General features: G+C 73.2%; 12 protein-coding genes. 7 read left to right on the top strand and 5 right to left on the bottom strand.

The window, feature by feature from the left end:
* The first annotated feature begins 250 nt into the window (after positions 1-250).
* From ABT158_RS22265 to ABT158_RS22250, 4 genes are read left to right on the top strand one after another with little or no spacing between them, the layout of a single operon-like run.
* A complete protein-coding gene (locus tag ABT158_RS22265; RefSeq protein WP_352356142.1) occupies positions 251-1,261 on the top strand; it encodes a ketoacyl-ACP synthase III family protein in 1,011 nt (336 codons plus the stop codon).
* Positions 1,258-1,512 carry a hypothetical protein gene (locus tag ABT158_RS22260; protein WP_352327657.1) on the top strand — a complete coding sequence of 85 codons (255 nt, stop codon included), beginning with the start codon at positions 1,258-1,260 and terminating at the stop codon, positions 1,510-1,512. The genes ABT158_RS22265 and ABT158_RS22260 overlap by 4 nt, the downstream gene beginning before the upstream one ends.
* A 20-nt stretch (positions 1,513-1,532) precedes the next feature.
* Positions 1,533-2,576, top strand: coding sequence for a ketoacyl-ACP synthase III family protein (locus ABT158_RS22255; RefSeq protein ID WP_352356140.1), 1,044 nt, complete (start codon positions 1,533-1,535; stop codon positions 2,574-2,576).
* 49 nt (positions 2,577-2,625) lie between these two features.
* Positions 2,626-6,414, top strand: coding sequence for a type I polyketide synthase (locus ABT158_RS22250; protein WP_352356138.1), 3,789 nt, complete (start codon positions 2,626-2,628; stop codon positions 6,412-6,414).
* Positions 6,415-6,468: 54 nt separating this feature from the next.
* Here ABT158_RS22250 and ABT158_RS22245 read toward each other — a convergent pair whose 3' ends face one another.
* On the bottom strand, positions 6,469-7,056 hold the full coding sequence (locus ABT158_RS22245) for a TetR/AcrR family transcriptional regulator (RefSeq protein WP_352356136.1): 588 nt from the start codon (positions 7,054-7,056) through the stop codon (positions 6,469-6,471).
* Positions 7,057-7,141: 85 nt separating this feature from the next.
* Between ABT158_RS22245 and ABT158_RS22240 the strand changes: the two genes are divergently transcribed.
* Entirely contained in the window at positions 7,142-8,104 is a 963-nt protein-coding gene (locus tag ABT158_RS22240; RefSeq protein ID WP_352356134.1) for an alpha/beta fold hydrolase, read from the top strand.
* 19 nt (positions 8,105-8,123) lie between these two features.
* On the opposite strand, the gene ABT158_RS22235 is transcribed toward ABT158_RS22240, so the two are convergent.
* A complete protein-coding gene (locus tag ABT158_RS22235) occupies positions 8,124-8,576 on the bottom strand; it encodes a MarR family winged helix-turn-helix transcriptional regulator (RefSeq protein ID WP_352356132.1) in 453 nt (150 codons plus the stop codon).
* Between the two features lie 63 nt (positions 8,577-8,639).
* Between ABT158_RS22235 and ABT158_RS22230 the strand changes: the two genes are divergently transcribed.
* Positions 8,640-9,782, top strand: coding sequence for an FAD-dependent monooxygenase (locus ABT158_RS22230; RefSeq protein WP_352356130.1), 1,143 nt, complete (start codon positions 8,640-8,642; stop codon positions 9,780-9,782).
* Between the two features lie 132 nt (positions 9,783-9,914).
* Positions 9,915-10,529: a hypothetical protein gene (locus ABT158_RS22225; RefSeq protein WP_352356128.1), complete on the top strand. Its 615-nt coding sequence runs from the start codon at positions 9,915-9,917 to the stop codon at positions 10,527-10,529.
* A gap of 14 nt (positions 10,530-10,543) precedes the next feature.
* Here the strand turns inward: ABT158_RS22225 and ABT158_RS22220 are convergent, their stop codons facing one another.
* From ABT158_RS22220 to kdpB, 3 genes are read right to left on the bottom strand one after another with little or no spacing between them, the layout of a single operon-like run.
* Positions 10,544-13,084 carry an ATP-binding protein gene (locus ABT158_RS22220; protein ID WP_352356126.1) on the bottom strand — a complete coding sequence of 847 codons (2,541 nt, stop codon included), beginning with the start codon at positions 13,082-13,084 and terminating at the stop codon, positions 10,544-10,546.
* Positions 13,081-13,914 carry a potassium-transporting ATPase subunit C gene (locus ABT158_RS22215; RefSeq protein ID WP_352356124.1) on the bottom strand — a complete coding sequence of 278 codons (834 nt, stop codon included), beginning with the start codon at positions 13,912-13,914 and terminating at the stop codon, positions 13,081-13,083. Before ABT158_RS22215 ends, ABT158_RS22220 begins: the two co-directional genes overlap by 4 nt.
* Complete coding sequence (kdpB, locus tag ABT158_RS22210; RefSeq protein ID WP_352356122.1) at positions 13,915-16,020, bottom strand: potassium-transporting ATPase subunit KdpB; 2,106 nt, start codon at positions 16,018-16,020, stop codon at positions 13,915-13,917.

The raw sequence follows: 16,020 nt of genomic DNA, 5'->3' as shown, positions 1-16,020 counted from the left end.
AGCCTCGGTCACGGAAGGTCGCGGATCACCTTATTGCGTTATTCGGCGGGCCGCCCCTATCCTTACCCGGGACGGCCCGCCGGCTCATTTACCGTCGTATTCACCGACCGGCCGGGGGCCACGTGACTCCTGGCCGGAAATAAATCGGATAAGCGCTTTTCCCTGGCGCGGGCCGTTGTCCGGGATTCGTCGATGAGTTAGGGGGCGTGTGCGTACACCCAACATGTTCGTCAGGAGCCTGGGCGTTTACGTGCCTGACAGCGTGAGCGTCGAGCAGGCCGTCCGCGAAGGCTGGTACCCGGCCGCGGACGCCGAGAAGTACCGGCAGATCGGCGCGGCGGTGGCCGGCGACATGCCGGCGCCGGAGATGGCGCGGCTCGCGGTCCTGGACGCGTACGAGCGGTGGGGCGAGTCCTCCCCGCGCGACCTGGACCTGCTGCTCTACCCGTCGGTCTGGCACCAGGGCCCCAACGGCTGGCAGCCCCAGCACTACCTGCAGATGCACCTCCTCGGCGGCGGCGTGCCGGCGCACGAGATCCGCAGCGGCTGCGTCGGGATGATCAGCTCGCTGGAGCTGGCGGCGAGCTACCTCCAGGCCGCCGCCGACCGGCGGACGGCCATGGTGGTCTCCGCCGACAACCACGGCACTCCGCTGGTGGACCGCTGGCGGATGACCCCCGGGGCGCTGATCGGCGACGCCGCCGCGGCGCTCGTCCTCGGCAAGGACTACGGCATGGCCGAGCTGCTGTCGGTGAACATGACGGTGATCCCCGAGGCCGACGCGGTCAACGACGGCGCCTACCCGCTCTTCCCCCCGGACGCCACCGTCGGCAGGGGGCTGAGCTTCGGCGACCGGCACGAGGAGTTCCGCCAGCGGCTGCTCAAGGCGCACGGCACCGGCATCCACCTGACGATCCAGAAGACGATGATGCAGCAGGTCGAGCAGACCCTGGACGAGGCCGGGATCGGCTTCGCCGACATCACCCGGGTGGCCTTCCCGCACGGCCGCCGCGAGGACCTGGACGGGCAGATGTCCTGGCTGGGCATCGACGAGGACCAGACGACCTGGGACTACGGCCGGCGCGTCGGCCACTGCGGCGCGGTCGACCAGTTCATCGCCTTCGAGCACCTGATCGCGACCGGCGGGCTCGTGCCCGGCGACCACCTGCTCATGGTCGGCTTCGGCTCCGGCACGTCGGTCGCCGCGGCGGCGTTCCGGGTCCTGTCCACCGCTCCCGTCACGAGAGGGGCACGCGCGTGAGCGACGACCTCACCCGGCGGCTGGTCGACTTCGTCCAGGACAACCTCGTCCTGGACGGCGACGACGTCAAGGTGGACGAGACGACCCCGCTCCTCGTGTCGGGCCTCCTGGACTCCCTGCGCACGGCGCGGCTGCTCAACTTCCTCAGGAAGGACGTCGGCGTCCGGGTCACCGCCGCCATGCTCGACCCCGAGAACTTCAGGGACGTCGCGACCATCGTGACGATGGTCAGAGAACTCCGATCCGCTTAGCCGGGACGAGGACGGAAGTCATGCGGTACGCGGACACCTACATCGGCGGCGTGGGCACCTACCTGCCCAGGACCGTCGTCAGCGTCGAGAAGGCCGTCGCCAAGGGCTGGTACCCGGCGGAGGACGCCGAGCTGCACAACCTGGCGGGGACGGTGGTCGCCGGCGACGTGCCGGCTCCGGAGATGGCCCTGCACGCGGCGCGCAGCGCGATCAAGCGCAGCGGCCGGGCGCCGGGCGACCTCGATCTCCTCCTGTACGCCTCGACCTGGCACCAGGGCCCGGACGGCTGGCCCCCGCACTCCTACCTGCAACGACACCTCGTCGGCGGGGACGTGCTGGCCACCGAGATCCGGCAGGGCTGCAACGGCATGTTCATCGCCCTGGAGCTGGCGGCCGGTCACCTGGCCGCCGCGCCCGGCAGGCAGGCCGCCCTGCTGGTCGCCGCCGACAACTACGGCACCCCGCTGATGGACCGGTGGCGGATGGGCCCCGGCTACATCGGCGGGGACGCCGCCGCCGCGCTCGTCCTCACCAAGGACCGCGGGTTCGCCCGCCTGGCGTCGGTCTGCACGACGACGGTGGCCGAGGCCGAGGAACTGCACCGGGGCAGCGAACCGCTGTTCCCGCCGGGCGTCACGGTCGGGCGCCGGATGAGCTTCGCGGCCCGCAACGAGCAGTTCCGGCAGCAGGTCATGCCCAAGGGCGAGGCCGGCGCGGCGTTGTTCAACATCCAGCGGGCGCTGATGGAGATCGTCGAGCGCCTGCTGGACGAGAGCGGGATCGAGGCCCGCGACCTGACCCGCGTGGCGTTCATGAACTACTCCGAGGAGATCGTCGAACAGCGCTGCATGGCCGTGGTCGACCTGCCCATGTCCCGCTCCACCTGGGACTACGGCCGCACCATCGGCCACTGCGGGGCCGGCGACCAGGTCCTGTCCCTCGACCACCTGCTCGCGACCGGGCAGCTGGGCCCCGGCGACCACCTGCTCATGCTCGGCACCGGGCCCGGGGTGACCGTCTCCGGCGCCGTGCTCGAAATCCTCGAAACTCCTCATTGGGCCTGACATCGAAGGGAAACGAACGCAGATGGTCGACACTCCGCGCGGAGCCCGGGTGGAACCAGTCGCGGTGGTCGGGATCGGATGCCGTCTCCCCGGCGACGTCCACTCGCCGGACGAGTTCTGGGACCTGCTGTGCGCCGGCCGCAACACGACCGGGCCGCTGCCCGCCGAACGCTGGCGCGGCTACGAGACCCGGAGCCCCGAACACGCCGCCGCGCTGCGCGAGGCCGTACGGCACGGCAGTTTCCTGAGCGACATCAAGGGCTTCGACGCGGAGTTCTTCGGCCTGTCGCCCCGCGAGGCCGAGCTGATGGACCCGCAGCAGCGCATCCTCATGGAGACCGCGTGGGAGGCCCTGGAGCACGCCGGGCTGCCGCCGCACGAGCTGGCCGGGACCGACGCCGGGGTGTTCGTCGGCGTCTGCACGGCCGACTACGGCGGCCGGCTGCTGGAGGACCTGCCCCGGATCGAGGCGTGGACCGGGATCGGCGCCGCGACCTGCGCCGTGGCCAACCGCATCTCCTACTCCCTCGACCTGCGCGGCCCCAGCATGGCGATCGACACCGCCTGCTCGGCGTCGCTGGTCGCGCTGCACCTGGCCGCGCAGAGCCTGCGGCTCGGCGAGAGCGACGTCGCCCTCGCCGGCGGCGTCAACCTGCTGGTCACGCCCGGCCAGACGCTCACGCTCGGCACCGCCGGAGCCCTGGCGCCCGACGGGCGGTCGAAGTCGTTCGACGCGGCGGCCGACGGCTACGGCCGCGGCGAGGGCTGCGGCGTGGTCGTGCTCAAGCGCCTGTCGGACGCGCAGCGCGACGGTGACCGCGTGCTCGCGCTGGTCATCGGCAGCGCCGTGAACCAGGACGGGCACACCAACGGCATCATGGCGCCGTGCGGCGAGGCCCAGGAGCACGTGATGGCCCGGGCCTGCAGGCAGGCGGGCGTCGCGCCGTCCACCGTGGACTACGTCGAGGCGCACGGCACCGGCACCCGGCTCGGCGACCCGCTGGAGGCGGGCGCGCTGTCCTCGGTGTACGGCGCGGGGCGGCCTCCCGGCGACCCGTGCCTGATCGGCTCGGTCAAGTCCAACATCGGCCACCTCGAAGGCGCCGCCGGCATCGCCGGCGTCATCAAGGCGGTGCTCGCCCTCGACCGCGGGGAGATCCCGCCGAGCGTGCTGTCCTCCCTCAACCCGACCGTCCCGTGGGAGTCCTCGGGCCTGCGCGTGGTGACGCGGCGGTCGTCCTGGCCGGAGCGCGACCACCCGCGCCGGGCGGGCGTCTCCAGCTTCGGGTACGGGGGCACGGTCGCGCACATCGTGCTCGAACAGGCCCCTCCGGCCCGGCACGCGCCCCCGCAGGAGGAGGCGGCTCCCCGCGCGGAGCGGCTGTTCCCGCTGTCGGCCGCGTCGGAGCAGGCGCTCCGGCAGTACGCGGGCCGGCTCGCCGATCACCTCGGGACGGGCGTCGACCCGGCGTCGGCGGGGCACACGCTGGCGCTGCGGCGCACCCATCTGCCCCGCCGCGCCGTCGTGATCGGGACGGACGGCGACGAGCTGGCGGCCCACCTGCGCAGGCTCGCCGACGACGTGCCGGCCGAGGCGGTCCTCACCGGCGACGTGCTGCCCGACCTCGGCCCCGGGCCGGTCTGGGTGTTCTCCGGGCAGGGCTGCCAGTGGCGCGGGATGGGGCGGGAGCTGCTCGCCGTGCCGGACTTCGCGTCCCTGGTCGACGAGGTGGAGCCGATCTTCGCCGAGGAGATCGGCTTCTCGCCGCGGCAGGTCCTGGCCGACGGCGACCTCGACACGATCGACCGCGTGCAGACCATGATCTTCGTGATGCAGCTGGGCCTCGCCCGGCTCTGGAACGCGTACGGGGTCGCGCCCCGGGCCGTCATCGGCCACTCCGTCGGCGAGATCGCGGCGGCGGTGACGGCCGGCGCGATGAGCGTCGCCGACGGCGCCCGCCTGATCTGCCGCCGCTCGCGGCTGCTGCGGCAGGCCGAGGGCAAGGGGGCCATGGTGATGGTCGGCCTGTCCTTCGAGGAGGCGGCCGAGCGGCTGGCCGGGCGGACCGACCTGGTGGCCGCGATCTCGTCCTCGCCGGGCTCCACCGTGCTGTCCGGCGACGTCGTCGCGGTCGAGGCGGTGGTCGAGGACTGGCCGGCCGAGGGCATCGTGGTGCGGCGGGTGGCCTCGGACGTCGCCTTCCACAGCCCGCAGATGGAACCGCTGGCCGTCGAGCTGGCCGCCGCCGTCGCCGACCTGTCGTTCGGCGCGCCCCGCATCCCCATGTACACGACCGCGCTGGCCGACCCCCGGGCGACGCCCGTGCCGGACGGCGCGTACTGGGCGGCGAACCTCCGTGACCCCGTGCGGCTGACCGCGGCGACGACGGCCGCGGCGCAGGACGGCTACCGCGTGTTCCTGGAGATCTCCCCCCACCCGGTGGTCGCCCACTCCGTCACCGAGACGTTGTCGGAGAACGGCTTCGAGGACGTGTTCGTCGGCACCTCGCTGCGCCGGAACCAGCCGGAGCTGCCGGCCTTCCTGGCCGCGGTGGGCACGGCCCACTGTCACGGCGTCGAGGTGGACTGGAACCGGCTGCAGCCGTACGGCGGCCTCGCCGACCTGCCGCCGTACGCCTGGCAGCACCGCCGCCACTGGCGCGAGGACTCCGGCGACGACGGAAACCGCGGGCACGACGTGCGCTCCCACACCCTGCTCGGCGCCGGGACCAGCCTCGCCGGCAGCCGGACCCGCGTGTGGCGGACCGGCCTGGAGGACGCCAACCGGCCCTACCCGGGCAGCCACACCCTCAACGGGGTCGAGATCGTGCCCGCCGCCGTGCTGGTCAACACGTTCCTGCACGCCGCCGAGGACGAGGACGTCACGCTCACCGGCGTGGAGATGACGCATCCGCTGATGACCGCGGAACGCCGGCAGGTCCAGGTCGTGCACGAGCCTCCGGCGGTACGGCTCGCGGCCCGCACGCCGGCCGGCCCCGGCGAGCCGGAACCGGCCTGGCTGGTGCACGTCACCGCCGACGTGGCCGCTCCTGGCCAGGTCAAGCCCGACGTGCTGCCCGACGCCGGCGCTCTGACCCCGATCGACCCCGGGTTCGTGCACCGGCGGCTGGCCGCCGTCGGCGTGCCCTCGACGGGCTTCGACTGGACGATCGAGACGCTGCTGGGCGGCGACGGCGCGCTGCGCGCCACCGTCCGCACCGGGGACGCCGAGAGCTGGGCCCCGGCGCTGGACGCGGCGATGTCCGTGGCGCCCTGCGTGTTCCCCGGGGATCCGATGCTGCGCATGGTCGTGCACATCGACGAGGTCGTGCTGACCGGCGCCCCGCCCGCGACGGTGGTCATCGACGCGGCCGTGGACCGGGCCGCCGACGACACCGTGCGGGCGCTGCTGGCCGACCCGGACGGCCGGGTGGTGGGGCACCTCACGGGGCTGCGCTACCCGGTGATCGACGCGCCCGTCCCGGCCGAGGAGGAGCTGGGCGGGCCCGCGGAGTCGTTCGCCGGGCTGACGGCGGAGGGCCTGCGCGAGCGCGTCCTGCCCGAGGTGCGCGCGGAGATCGCGGCCGTGATGCGGCTGGCCCCCGAGGACCTGGCGGTCCGCCGTCCCCTGGTCGAGCAGGGGCTGGACTCGGTGATGACGGTCATGGTCCGGCGGCGGCTGGACAAGCGCTTCGGCTGCCGGCTCCCCGCGACGCTGCAGTGGCAGCAGCCCACCATCTCCGCGATCGCGGACCGGCTGGTGGAGCTGCTCGCGGCGGCCAGGCCGGAGGCGGCGGCGGAGACCGTACCGGAGGACATGCCCGCGATCGGCGGATGAGAGCGGCGCGGGCGGCCCGGCGGAGGATCTCCCTGGGCCGCCCGCGGCGTCCGGTCAGGAGCCCGCCGGGAGGCCGAGCCGGCGGAGCTGGTGGTCGAGGACGGCGGTCGCCTCGGCGATGCCCAGCTCCCCGACCAGCACCCCATCGGCCAGCCCGCGGGCGAGCGCGAGCAGCACGTGCGCCTCGGCGCCCGCCTCGACGCCGGGGTCCGCGGCAGAGGCGGCCACGAGCGCGGCGATCTCGCGGTGCACCGCGTCGCCGCCCGCCCGGTACAGCTCGCGCACGTCAGGATCGGTGACGGCCGTGGCCAGGAACGCGTGCCCGGCGAGCAGCAGCACGGGAGCGCGCGAGCCCAGCTCGACGACGGCGAGCAGCGTGCGCCGCAGCGTGTCGGCCGGCCCGGCGGCCTCCCGCAGCGCCGCCCGGACATGGCCTTCGATCTCCCGCCTGAGCAGCTGCGCGCTGGCCCGCATCAGGTCGGCCCGCGCCCCGAAATAGTGCTGCACGAGCCCCTTGGAGACGCCGGCCTCCTGCGCGACCCCGCCGATGCTCACCCCGGCCAGGCCGTCACGGGCGCACAGCCTGAGCGCGGCATGGGCGAGCTCGGCCCGCCGCGCCGCGTGGTCCACCTGCTTCGGCACGGCCCCCCTCTCTTTGCGATACGAGTGTATCGTGACGTTATGGCGATACGATCGTATCGCGAAGGGCGAACGAAGGATCCCGCACGTGAACGATCTTGTGGAACCCAACATCGGAGCCGCGTTCCGCGCGCGGCGGCTCGGCCACTTCCGCGACGCCGCCGCCTTCGCGCGCTACCGCAACGCCTACGACGACGCCATGGCCCAGCTCCCCGACCCCGCCCAGACCCACGACGTGGTGACCGGCTTCGGAACCGTCCGGGTCTACCGTTTCGGCGGCGGCGACGGCGTGCCGCTGCTCCTGCTGCCGGGGCGCACCTCGGCCACCCCGATGTGGGAGGCGAACCTGGCCGGCCTCGTCGCCCGGCGGCCGGTCTACACCGTCGACCTGCTCGGCGAGCCCGGCCTGTCGGTGCAGACCCGGGCGTTCACGAGCGCGGAGGACCAGGCGACCTGGCTGGCCGAACTGCTGGACCGGCTCGGCCTCGCCCGGGTGCACCTCGTCGGGGTGTCCATCGGCGGGTGGAGCGCCTTCCACCTCGCCCTGCGCGTGCCGGAACGGATCGCCTCGGTGAGCGTGCTCGATCCCGCCAACCTGTTCGGCCGGATCACCTGGAAGGTCGTCGTCTTCTCGCTGGGCTCGGTGGTGCCGTTCTTCCCCGAGTCGTGGCGCAGGAAGCTGCTGAGCTGGATCTCCGGCGGGGCCGACGCCTCGGCCGACGAGCCCGTCGCCAACCTGATCTCGGCCGGGATGCGGGACTTCACCGCCTTCCTGCCGCCGCCTGCGTACCCCGCGGACGACCAGGTGGCCGGGCTCGGCGCGCCGGTGCTCGCGCTGATCGCCGGGCGCAGCATCATCCACAATCCGCGCAAGGCCGCCCTGCGGGCCCGCCGCCTGCTCGCCCGGGGCGTCGTCGAGCTGTGGCCGGACGCCTCCCACGCACTCAACGGCGAGTTCCCCGACCGCGTCAACACCCGGGTCCTCGCCTTCGCCGACGAGGTGGACCGCGCCGACGACCGCGCTGACGACACTGCCGGCGACGCCCCCTGACGCCACGGGCCGGGGCGTCTCAGCCGGACTGCTCGCGGATCTCCCTGGTGGCCGAGCGGTAGGCGCGGGCGACCCCGGCGAGCAGGCCCAGCATCAGCGGCAACTGCTCCTGCGTGAACTGCCCGCGGATCTGCTCCAGGTGCCGCTCGGAGGTGACGCGGGTGGCGTGGTACTCGGCCATGCCGCCCTCCAGCAGCTCCACCGTGACCGTGCGCCGGTCGCGCTCGCCGCGTACCCGCCGCACGTAGCCGGCCTTCTCCAGACGGTCGATGAGCCGGGTCGCGGACGCGGACGGCAGCCCCAGCTCCTCCGAGATCGCCCCCACCGGGAGGGGGCCGCGCATCTCCAGCAGGATGAGCGCGGCCACGTCCACGTGGTGCACGCCGAGCCGGTCGGCGATCGCCTCGATGTGCAGCATGACCGCGATCAGGAACTCGCGGTAGACGTCCGCTTCTGGGTGGTTGTCGGTCACTCGCCCCAATGTACTTCACAGCGATGTATCTTTGAATCGAAGTAACTTCGTTTTGGAGATAAAATGGACGTTGTTGTCATCGGCGCCGGCGTGGGCGGCCTGGCCGTCGCGCGCAGCCTGCTCGCCGCCGGTCACCAGGTGCGGATCTACGAACAGGCCGCCGCCCTGCGCACGGGCGGCGCCGGGCTGAGCATCTTCAGCAACGGCGCCGCGGTGCTGCACGACCTCGGTGTCACCCTTGACGGCGTCGGCGGCCGGTTCGACCGGATCGACGCGCTGACCGCGGACGGCCGGCTGCGGCTCACCTCCGACATGGCCCACGCGGCCGCGCTCTACGGTTTCCCGAACAAGTCGGTCTCCCGCCGTCTCCTGCTGGAACGGCTGGCCGACGGGCTGCCCGGCGACCTCATCCGCTACGGCACGGCCTGCCGGACCGTGACCCAGGTCGGCGATCGGGTGACCGCGACCTTCGAGGACGGCTCGACGGCCACGGGCGACCTGCTGATCGGCGCCGACGGCCACCACTCGGTCGTCCGGCGCGAGTTGTGGGGCGACGACCCCATCCGGACGGCCACGTTCGGCACCTGGCAGGCCCTGAGCCGGATCGACATCGACCTCGCCCGCACCCACCTGCACCTCATGATCACCGGTCGGGAGGGGGCGTGCGGGATCATCCCCGCCGGTGACGGCAAGCTCCAGTGGTGGTTCGACGTGCGCTGGGCCCCCGGCGAGCCGCGCCCGGCCGCGCCCCTGGCCGAGCTGCGGCGCCGCTTCGGGCACTGGGCGTCGCCCGTCCCCGAGCTGCTCGCCCAGGCGTCTGAGGCCGACCTCGACTTCTTCGGCCACCATTGGCAGAAGGTGCGCCGGGAGTGGGGCAAGGGCCGCGTCACCCTGCTCGGCGACGCCGCCCACCTCATGCCGCCCACCCTCGGACAGGGCGCCAACCAGACCCTGGAGGACGTGTGGGTGCTCGGCCGCGAGCTGGCCAAGGGCGGCGACCCGGCGCAACGGCTGCGCGCCTACGAACGGGCCCGCTACCCGCACGTCAACCTGGTGTCCAGGCTGGCCCGGCGCAGCCCGGCCAACTGGCGCATCCCCCCGTTCGTCGGCCGGATGGTCTCCGAGACGTCCCAGAGCGGGTTGCTCGCCCGCTTCAGCAACCGCCTCACCGCCGCCCTCGCCCACGAGGCGCCGGCCGGGGGATGATCACTCTCGGGAGGGAGGTGGAGTCCCGCCTCCCACTCAGGAGCGAGACGGGACTTCGCCCGCTCCGGCGATGTCCGGCAGGCCGCGGAGAACCAGGATTGGGGAGGTCATCACCGCTAAGGAGTCAACGAGATGAACCCCCGCATCGCCTTCGTCGCCGCCCCCGTGCTCACCTTCGCCTACGGCGTCCTCCGCATCCTGGACGGCCTGGACGGCAGCCGCGGCCCCGGCCTGGCCTGGACGACCGGGCACCTGGCCTTCATCGGCGCCCTGGCGTTCTTCGCGGTGACCTTCCGCGAGATGCGCAGGCTGGCCGGTGGTGGCCGCGTGGCGACAGGGCTGGCCGTCGCCGGACATGTCGGCATTGCCGCGCTGATCGCCCAGTTCGCCATCGACATCGTCGTGGGGTTCCGCTCGGCCGACCACGCCGCGATGGGCGTGCTCTTCGACCAGGTCCAGTCGGTTCCCGGGGTGCAGCAGGTGGTCTACGACTTCGGGCCGCTGCTGTTCTTCGTCGCCCAGATCGGCCTGGTCCTCCAGCTCGCCGTCCAGCGCCGCGTCAAGGCGTGGACGCCCGTCCTGGTGGTCGCCGACGTCATGGTGCCGTTCGTGGAGAAGGACCTCATGCCGCTGGGCGCCGCCTGCCTGCTGGTCTCCTTCCTGGCGCTGGCCCGGGTGTCGCGCGCGTCCCGTGCGGCCGACGGCCGGCACCGCGTGGCCGAGCCCGCCGTGCCGGCCGCCGTGTGACGCCTAGGGCGGCCTCACCGTCCGGGGGCGGCGACGGGCAGGGTGAGGATCATGGTGAGGCCGCCGCCGGGGGTCTCGTCGGGCACGAGCGTGCCGCCCATGGCCTCGGCGAGCCCGCGGGACAGGGCGAGCCCGAGCCCGACGCCGGAGTGGTTGTCGCGGTCGCCGAGCCGCTGGAACGGCTGGAAGACGCGGTCGTGCGCCTCCGGCGGGATGCCGGGGCCGCGGTCCATCACCCGGATCTCGACGTGGTCGCCGTGCCCGCTCGCGGTGACCAGCACGGTCCGGCCGGGCGGGCTGAAGCGCACGGCGTTGGACATGAGGTTGACCAGGACGCGTTCCAGCAACGCGGGGTCGGCCAGCACGTCAGGCAGCTCGACGGAGACGTCGCCTTCGACGCGGTCCCGCATCGGGCCGAGATCGTCGATGGCACGCGGCACGATCTCTTCGAGCGCCAGCGGCTGCGCGCTCACCCCGAGCACGCCGGCCTGCAGGCGGCTCATGTCCAGCAGGTTCGCCACCAGCCGGTCCAGCTTGTCCAGCGACTCCTTCGCGGTGGCGAGCAGCTCGGACCGGTCCCGTTCCGACCAGGCGACCTCGGTGCTGCCCAGGCTCTCGACGGCGGCCTTGGCGGAGGCGAGCGGCGTGCGCAGGTCGTGGCTGACGGCGGCCAGCAGCGCGGTGCGCATCCGGTCGGCCTCGGCGAGCGGGCGGGCGAGTTCCGCCTCCTGCTGCAGGCGTTCCTGGCGCAGCGCGACGGCGGTCTCGGCGGCGAACGCCTCCAGCACCGTGCGGTCGGCGGCCTCCAGCGGCTCGCCCCTGGCGGCCAGCACCAGTTCCTCGTCGATGACGACGTCGGTGTCGGACCGTCCCGGGCAGGTGGCGGGGGCGCCGCCGGAGGTCGCGACGATCCGCCAGGCGTCCGGGGCGGACTGCTGGTCGGGCACGCGCGCGGCCTCGGGCCGCCGTTCCAGCAGGGTGACGGAGGTCAGGCCGAAGGTCTCGCGCATACGTTCCAGCAGCGAGGAAACCGCGGCCTCGCCGCGCAGCACGTGACCGGCCATGGTGGACAGCAGCTCGGCGTCGGCGCCGGCCCGCGCGGCCTCCCTCGTCCGGCGGGCGGCGATGTCCACGATCGTGCTCACCGCCGCCGCCACCAGCACGAACACGACCAGCGCGAACAGGTTCTCCGGGGCGGCGATGGTGAACTCGCCGACCGGCGCGGTGAAGAACCAGTTGAGCAGCAGCGAACCGCCGACGGCCGCGGTGATGGCCGGCCACATGCCGCCCACCAGGGCCACCCCGACGGTCAGGCACAGGAAGAACAGGATCTCGCTGGGCAGCGACAACATGTCCCGGAACGGCGCCAGCGCGGCCGTCAGCAGCGGCATCCCGGCCACCGCCAGCGCCCAGCCGCTCGCCCGCCGGGTGCGGGTGAGCGCGGCCCGCGTGCGGGCGGGCCGCCGGCGTCCCTGCTTGGCCTCCTCGTGCGTGATCATGTGGACGTCGATCGAGCCGGACCGGGCGGTGGTCTCCACGCCGACGCCCCGGGAGAAGATCTGCGCGAACCGCCCCCTGCGCGAGGCGCCGAGGACGAGCTGGGTGGCGTTGACGCCGCGCGCGAAGTCGAGCAGCGCCCGCGGGACGTCGTCGCCGACGACCTGGTGGTAACTGCCGCCCATGTCCTCCACCAGCGTGCGCTGGCGGGCCAGGCTGGCCGGGTCGGCCCCGGCCAGCCCGTCGGCGCTGGTGACGTGCACCGCCAGCAGGTCGGCGCCCTTGGTGCGGGCGGCGATGCGGGCCGCCCGCCGGACCAGCGTGTCGCCCTCCGGCCCGCCGGTCAGCGCGACCACCACCCGCTCGCGGGTCTCCCAGGTGGTGGCGATGCCGTGGTCGGCGCGGTAGCGGTCGAGCTGGTCGTCCACCTTGCCGGCCACCCACAGCAGCGCGAGTTCGCGCAGCGCGGTGAGGTTGCCGACGCGGAAGTAGTTGGACATGGCGGCGCTGACCTTCTCCGGCGCGTACACGTTGCCGTGCGCCATGCGGCGGCGCAGCGCCTCCGGTGACATGTCCACCAGCTCGATCTGGTCGGCGCGGCGCACCACCTCGTCGGGCACGGTCTCGCGCTGCGGCACGCCGGTGATCTCCTGGACGACGTCGTTGACCGACTCCAGGTGCTGGATGTTCACCGTGGAGACGACGTCGATGCCGGCGTCCAGGATCTCGTCCACGTCCTGCCAGCGCTTGACGTTCTTCGAGCCGGGCACGTTGGTGTGGGCCAGTTCGTCGATCAGCGCCACCTTGGGCCGGCGGGCGATGACGGCGTCCACGTCGAGCTCGGTGAAGGTGGCCCCGCGGTGGACGACGGTCCGGCGCGGGATGACCTCCAGGCCCTCCAGGAGGGCGGCGGTGCGGGGACGGCCGTGCGTCTCGACCAGGCCCACGACGACGTCCCGGCCGCGTTCCCTGGCGCGGCGGCCCTCGCCGAGCATCGCGTACGTCTTGCCGACCCCGGGCGCCGCCCCGAGGTAGACCCGCAACCGCCCCCTGCTCATGAGCGGTCGAGCGCCAGGTTGAGTTCGAGCACGTTGACGGCCGGTTCGCCCATGAAGCCGACGGCCCGGCCGGTGGTGTGCTCCTTGATGAGCTGCTCAACCCTGGCCCGGCCGAGGCCGCGCTCCCTGGCGACGCGGGGGGCCTGGAGCTCGGCGTAGGCGACGGAGATGTGCGGGTCGAGCCCGGAGCCGCTGGCGGTCACCGCGTCCGCGGGGACGACCGCCGTGGCGTTCCCCCGGACGGGGACGGTCCGCCCGGCCGCGTAGTCCTCGCCCGGCTTGGCACACTCCACCCGCCTGCCCTGATAGGACGCGACGAACGGGGTGGCCGGGCACGCCTGGTTGACGCTGACGGCCCGGTCGGGGAAGACCTTGAGCACCGCGCCGACCCCGTCCGGGGTGCAGTACGGGCGGGCGCCGCTGACGCCCTCCAGCTCGCCGGCCGCCCTGGAACGGGCGCAGACCTGGGTGAGCAGCGACTGCCGGCCCTCCGCGCCGGCGACCGGCAGCGTGTCCACGACGTCCTCGGGGCCCAGGTTGCTGGCGCCGGACGAGGTCGGGTCGTAGCCGTCGCCCGCCGCCGACGGGCGGGACTGGAAGTACGTCCTGATCGGCTTGCCGTCGGCGTCGGTGAAGGACTGGCCGATGAGCGCGCTGCCCACGGCCCGGCCGTCCTTCTCGACGAGCGAGCCGTTGGCGCGCCCGTTGAACAGGGCCTGGGCGACCCCGGTGGTGACCAGCGGGTAGACGATGCCGAGCAGCGCGGTCAGGACGGCGACGGCGCGCAGGGCGGCGAGGTGCTGGCGGACCCAGCTTGGCAGGCGTTCCATTTATGACATCCCCGGAAGGAACTGGATCAGCAGGTCGATGATCTTGATGCCGATGAAGGGGGCGACGATGCCGCCCAGGCCGTAGACGTACAGGTTGCGCGAGAGCAGCTTGGACGCGCTGGACGGCCGGTACCGGACGCCTCTGAGCGCCAGCGGGATCAGCGCGACGATGACCAGCGCGTTGAAGATCACCGCGGCCAGGATCGCCGACTGGGGGCTGGACAGGCGCATGACGTTGAGCGCGTCCAGGCCCGGGTAGACGGCCGCGAACATGGCCGGGATGATCGCGAAGTACTTCGCGATGTCGTTGGCGATCGAGAACGTGGTCAGCGCGCCCCGCGTGATCAGCAACTGCTTGCCGATCTCGACGATCTCGATGAGCTTGGTCGGGTTGGAGTCCAGGTCGACCATGTTCCCGGCCTCCTTGGCGGCCGAGGTGCCGGTGTTCATGGCCACGCCGACGTCCGACTGGGCCAGGGCGGGGGCGTCGTTGGTGCCGTCGCCGGTCATCGCGACCAGCCGGCCGCCCTCCTGCTCCTTCCTGATCAGGGCGAGCTTGTCCTCGGGGGTGGCCTCGGCCAGGAAGTCGTCCACGCCGGCCTCGTCGGCGATGGCCTTGGCGGTGAGCGGGTTGTCGCCGGTGATCATGACGGTGCGGATGCCCATGCGGCGCATCTCGTCGAAGCGTTCCCGCATGCCCTGCTTGACGACGTCCTTGAGGTGGATGACGCCGAGCACGCGGCCCCGCTCGGCCACGACCAGCGGGGTGCCGCCGGAGGCGGAGATGCCGTCCACGATGTGGCCGACGTCGTCGGTCGGGTGGCCGCCGTTGTCGCGCACCCACTTCATGACCGCGGTGGCCGCGCCCTTGCGGACCTCGCGGCCGTCCAGGTTGACGCCGGACATGCGGGTCTGGGCGGTGAACTGCACCCATTCGGCGCCGTGGATCTCGCGCTCGCGCAGGCCGTACCGCTCCTTGGCGAACACCACGACCGAGCGGCCCTCGGGGGTCTCGTCGGCGAGGCTGGAGAGCTGGGCGGCCTCGGCGAGCTCGGCCTCGGTGATCCCGTCCACGGGGACGAACTCGGCCGCCTGCCGGTTGCCCAGCGTGATCGTGCCGGTCTTGTCCAGCAGCAGCGTGGACACGTCGCCGGCCGCCTCGACCGCGCGGCCGGACATGGCCAGGACGTTGCGCTGCACCAGACGGTCCATGCCGGCGATGCCGATGGCCGACAGCAGCGCCCCGATCGTCGTCGGGATCAGGCAGACCAGCAGCGAGACCAGCACGATGCCGGTGACGCCGTTCGCGTCGAGCGCGATCGAGTCGGGGACGCCGGGGTTGATCTGCTTGGAGTAGACGGCCAGCGGCTGCATGGTGACGGTGGCGACCAGGAAGACGATCGTCAGGGCGGCCAGCAGGATGTTGAGCGCGATCTCGTTGGGCGTCTTCTGCCGGTTGGCGCCCTCGACCAGGGCGATCATGCGGTCGACGAAGCTCTCGCCGGGCTTCTGGGTGATCCTGACGACGATCCGGTCGGAGAGCACCTTCGTGCCGCCGGTCACCGCCGAGCGGTCGCCGCCCGACTCGCGGATGACGGGCGCGGACTCGCCGGTGATGGCCGACTCGTCCACCGAGGCGATGCCCTCGACCACGTCGCCGTCGCCGGGGATGACCTCGCCGGCCTCGACCACCACCAGGTCGCCCTGCCGCAGCTCGGGCGCGCCGACCGTGTCCCATCCGCCCTCGGCGTCGCCGCGCAGGCGGCGGGCCACGGTGTCGGTCTTGGCCTTGCGCAGCGTCGCCGCCTGCGCCTTGCCGCGCCCTTCCGCGACGGCCTCGGCCAGGTTGGCGAAGACCACCGTCAGCCACAGCCACACGACGGTCGCCCAGGCGAAGAACGACGGATCGACGATCGCCAGGACGGTGGTGAACACCGCGCCGACCTCGACGATCAGCATGACGGGGTTGCGCCACAGCGTGGCCGGGTTCAGCTTCCTGACCGCGTCGGGAAGGGACCTGACGAGCTGCCGGGGATCCAGCAGGCCGCCGCCCACGCGGCCGTCCCGCCGCGCGGGGGAGGGTTTGTCCAGTACGGGGGTTGACAT

The sequence above is a fragment of the Nonomuraea sp. NPDC001636 genome (assembly GCF_040298265.1).
In the GTDB taxonomy this organism is placed as follows: Bacteria; Actinomycetota; Actinomycetes; order Streptosporangiales; family Streptosporangiaceae; genus Nonomuraea.
This window is presented reverse-complemented; position numbering and strand designations above follow the sequence as displayed.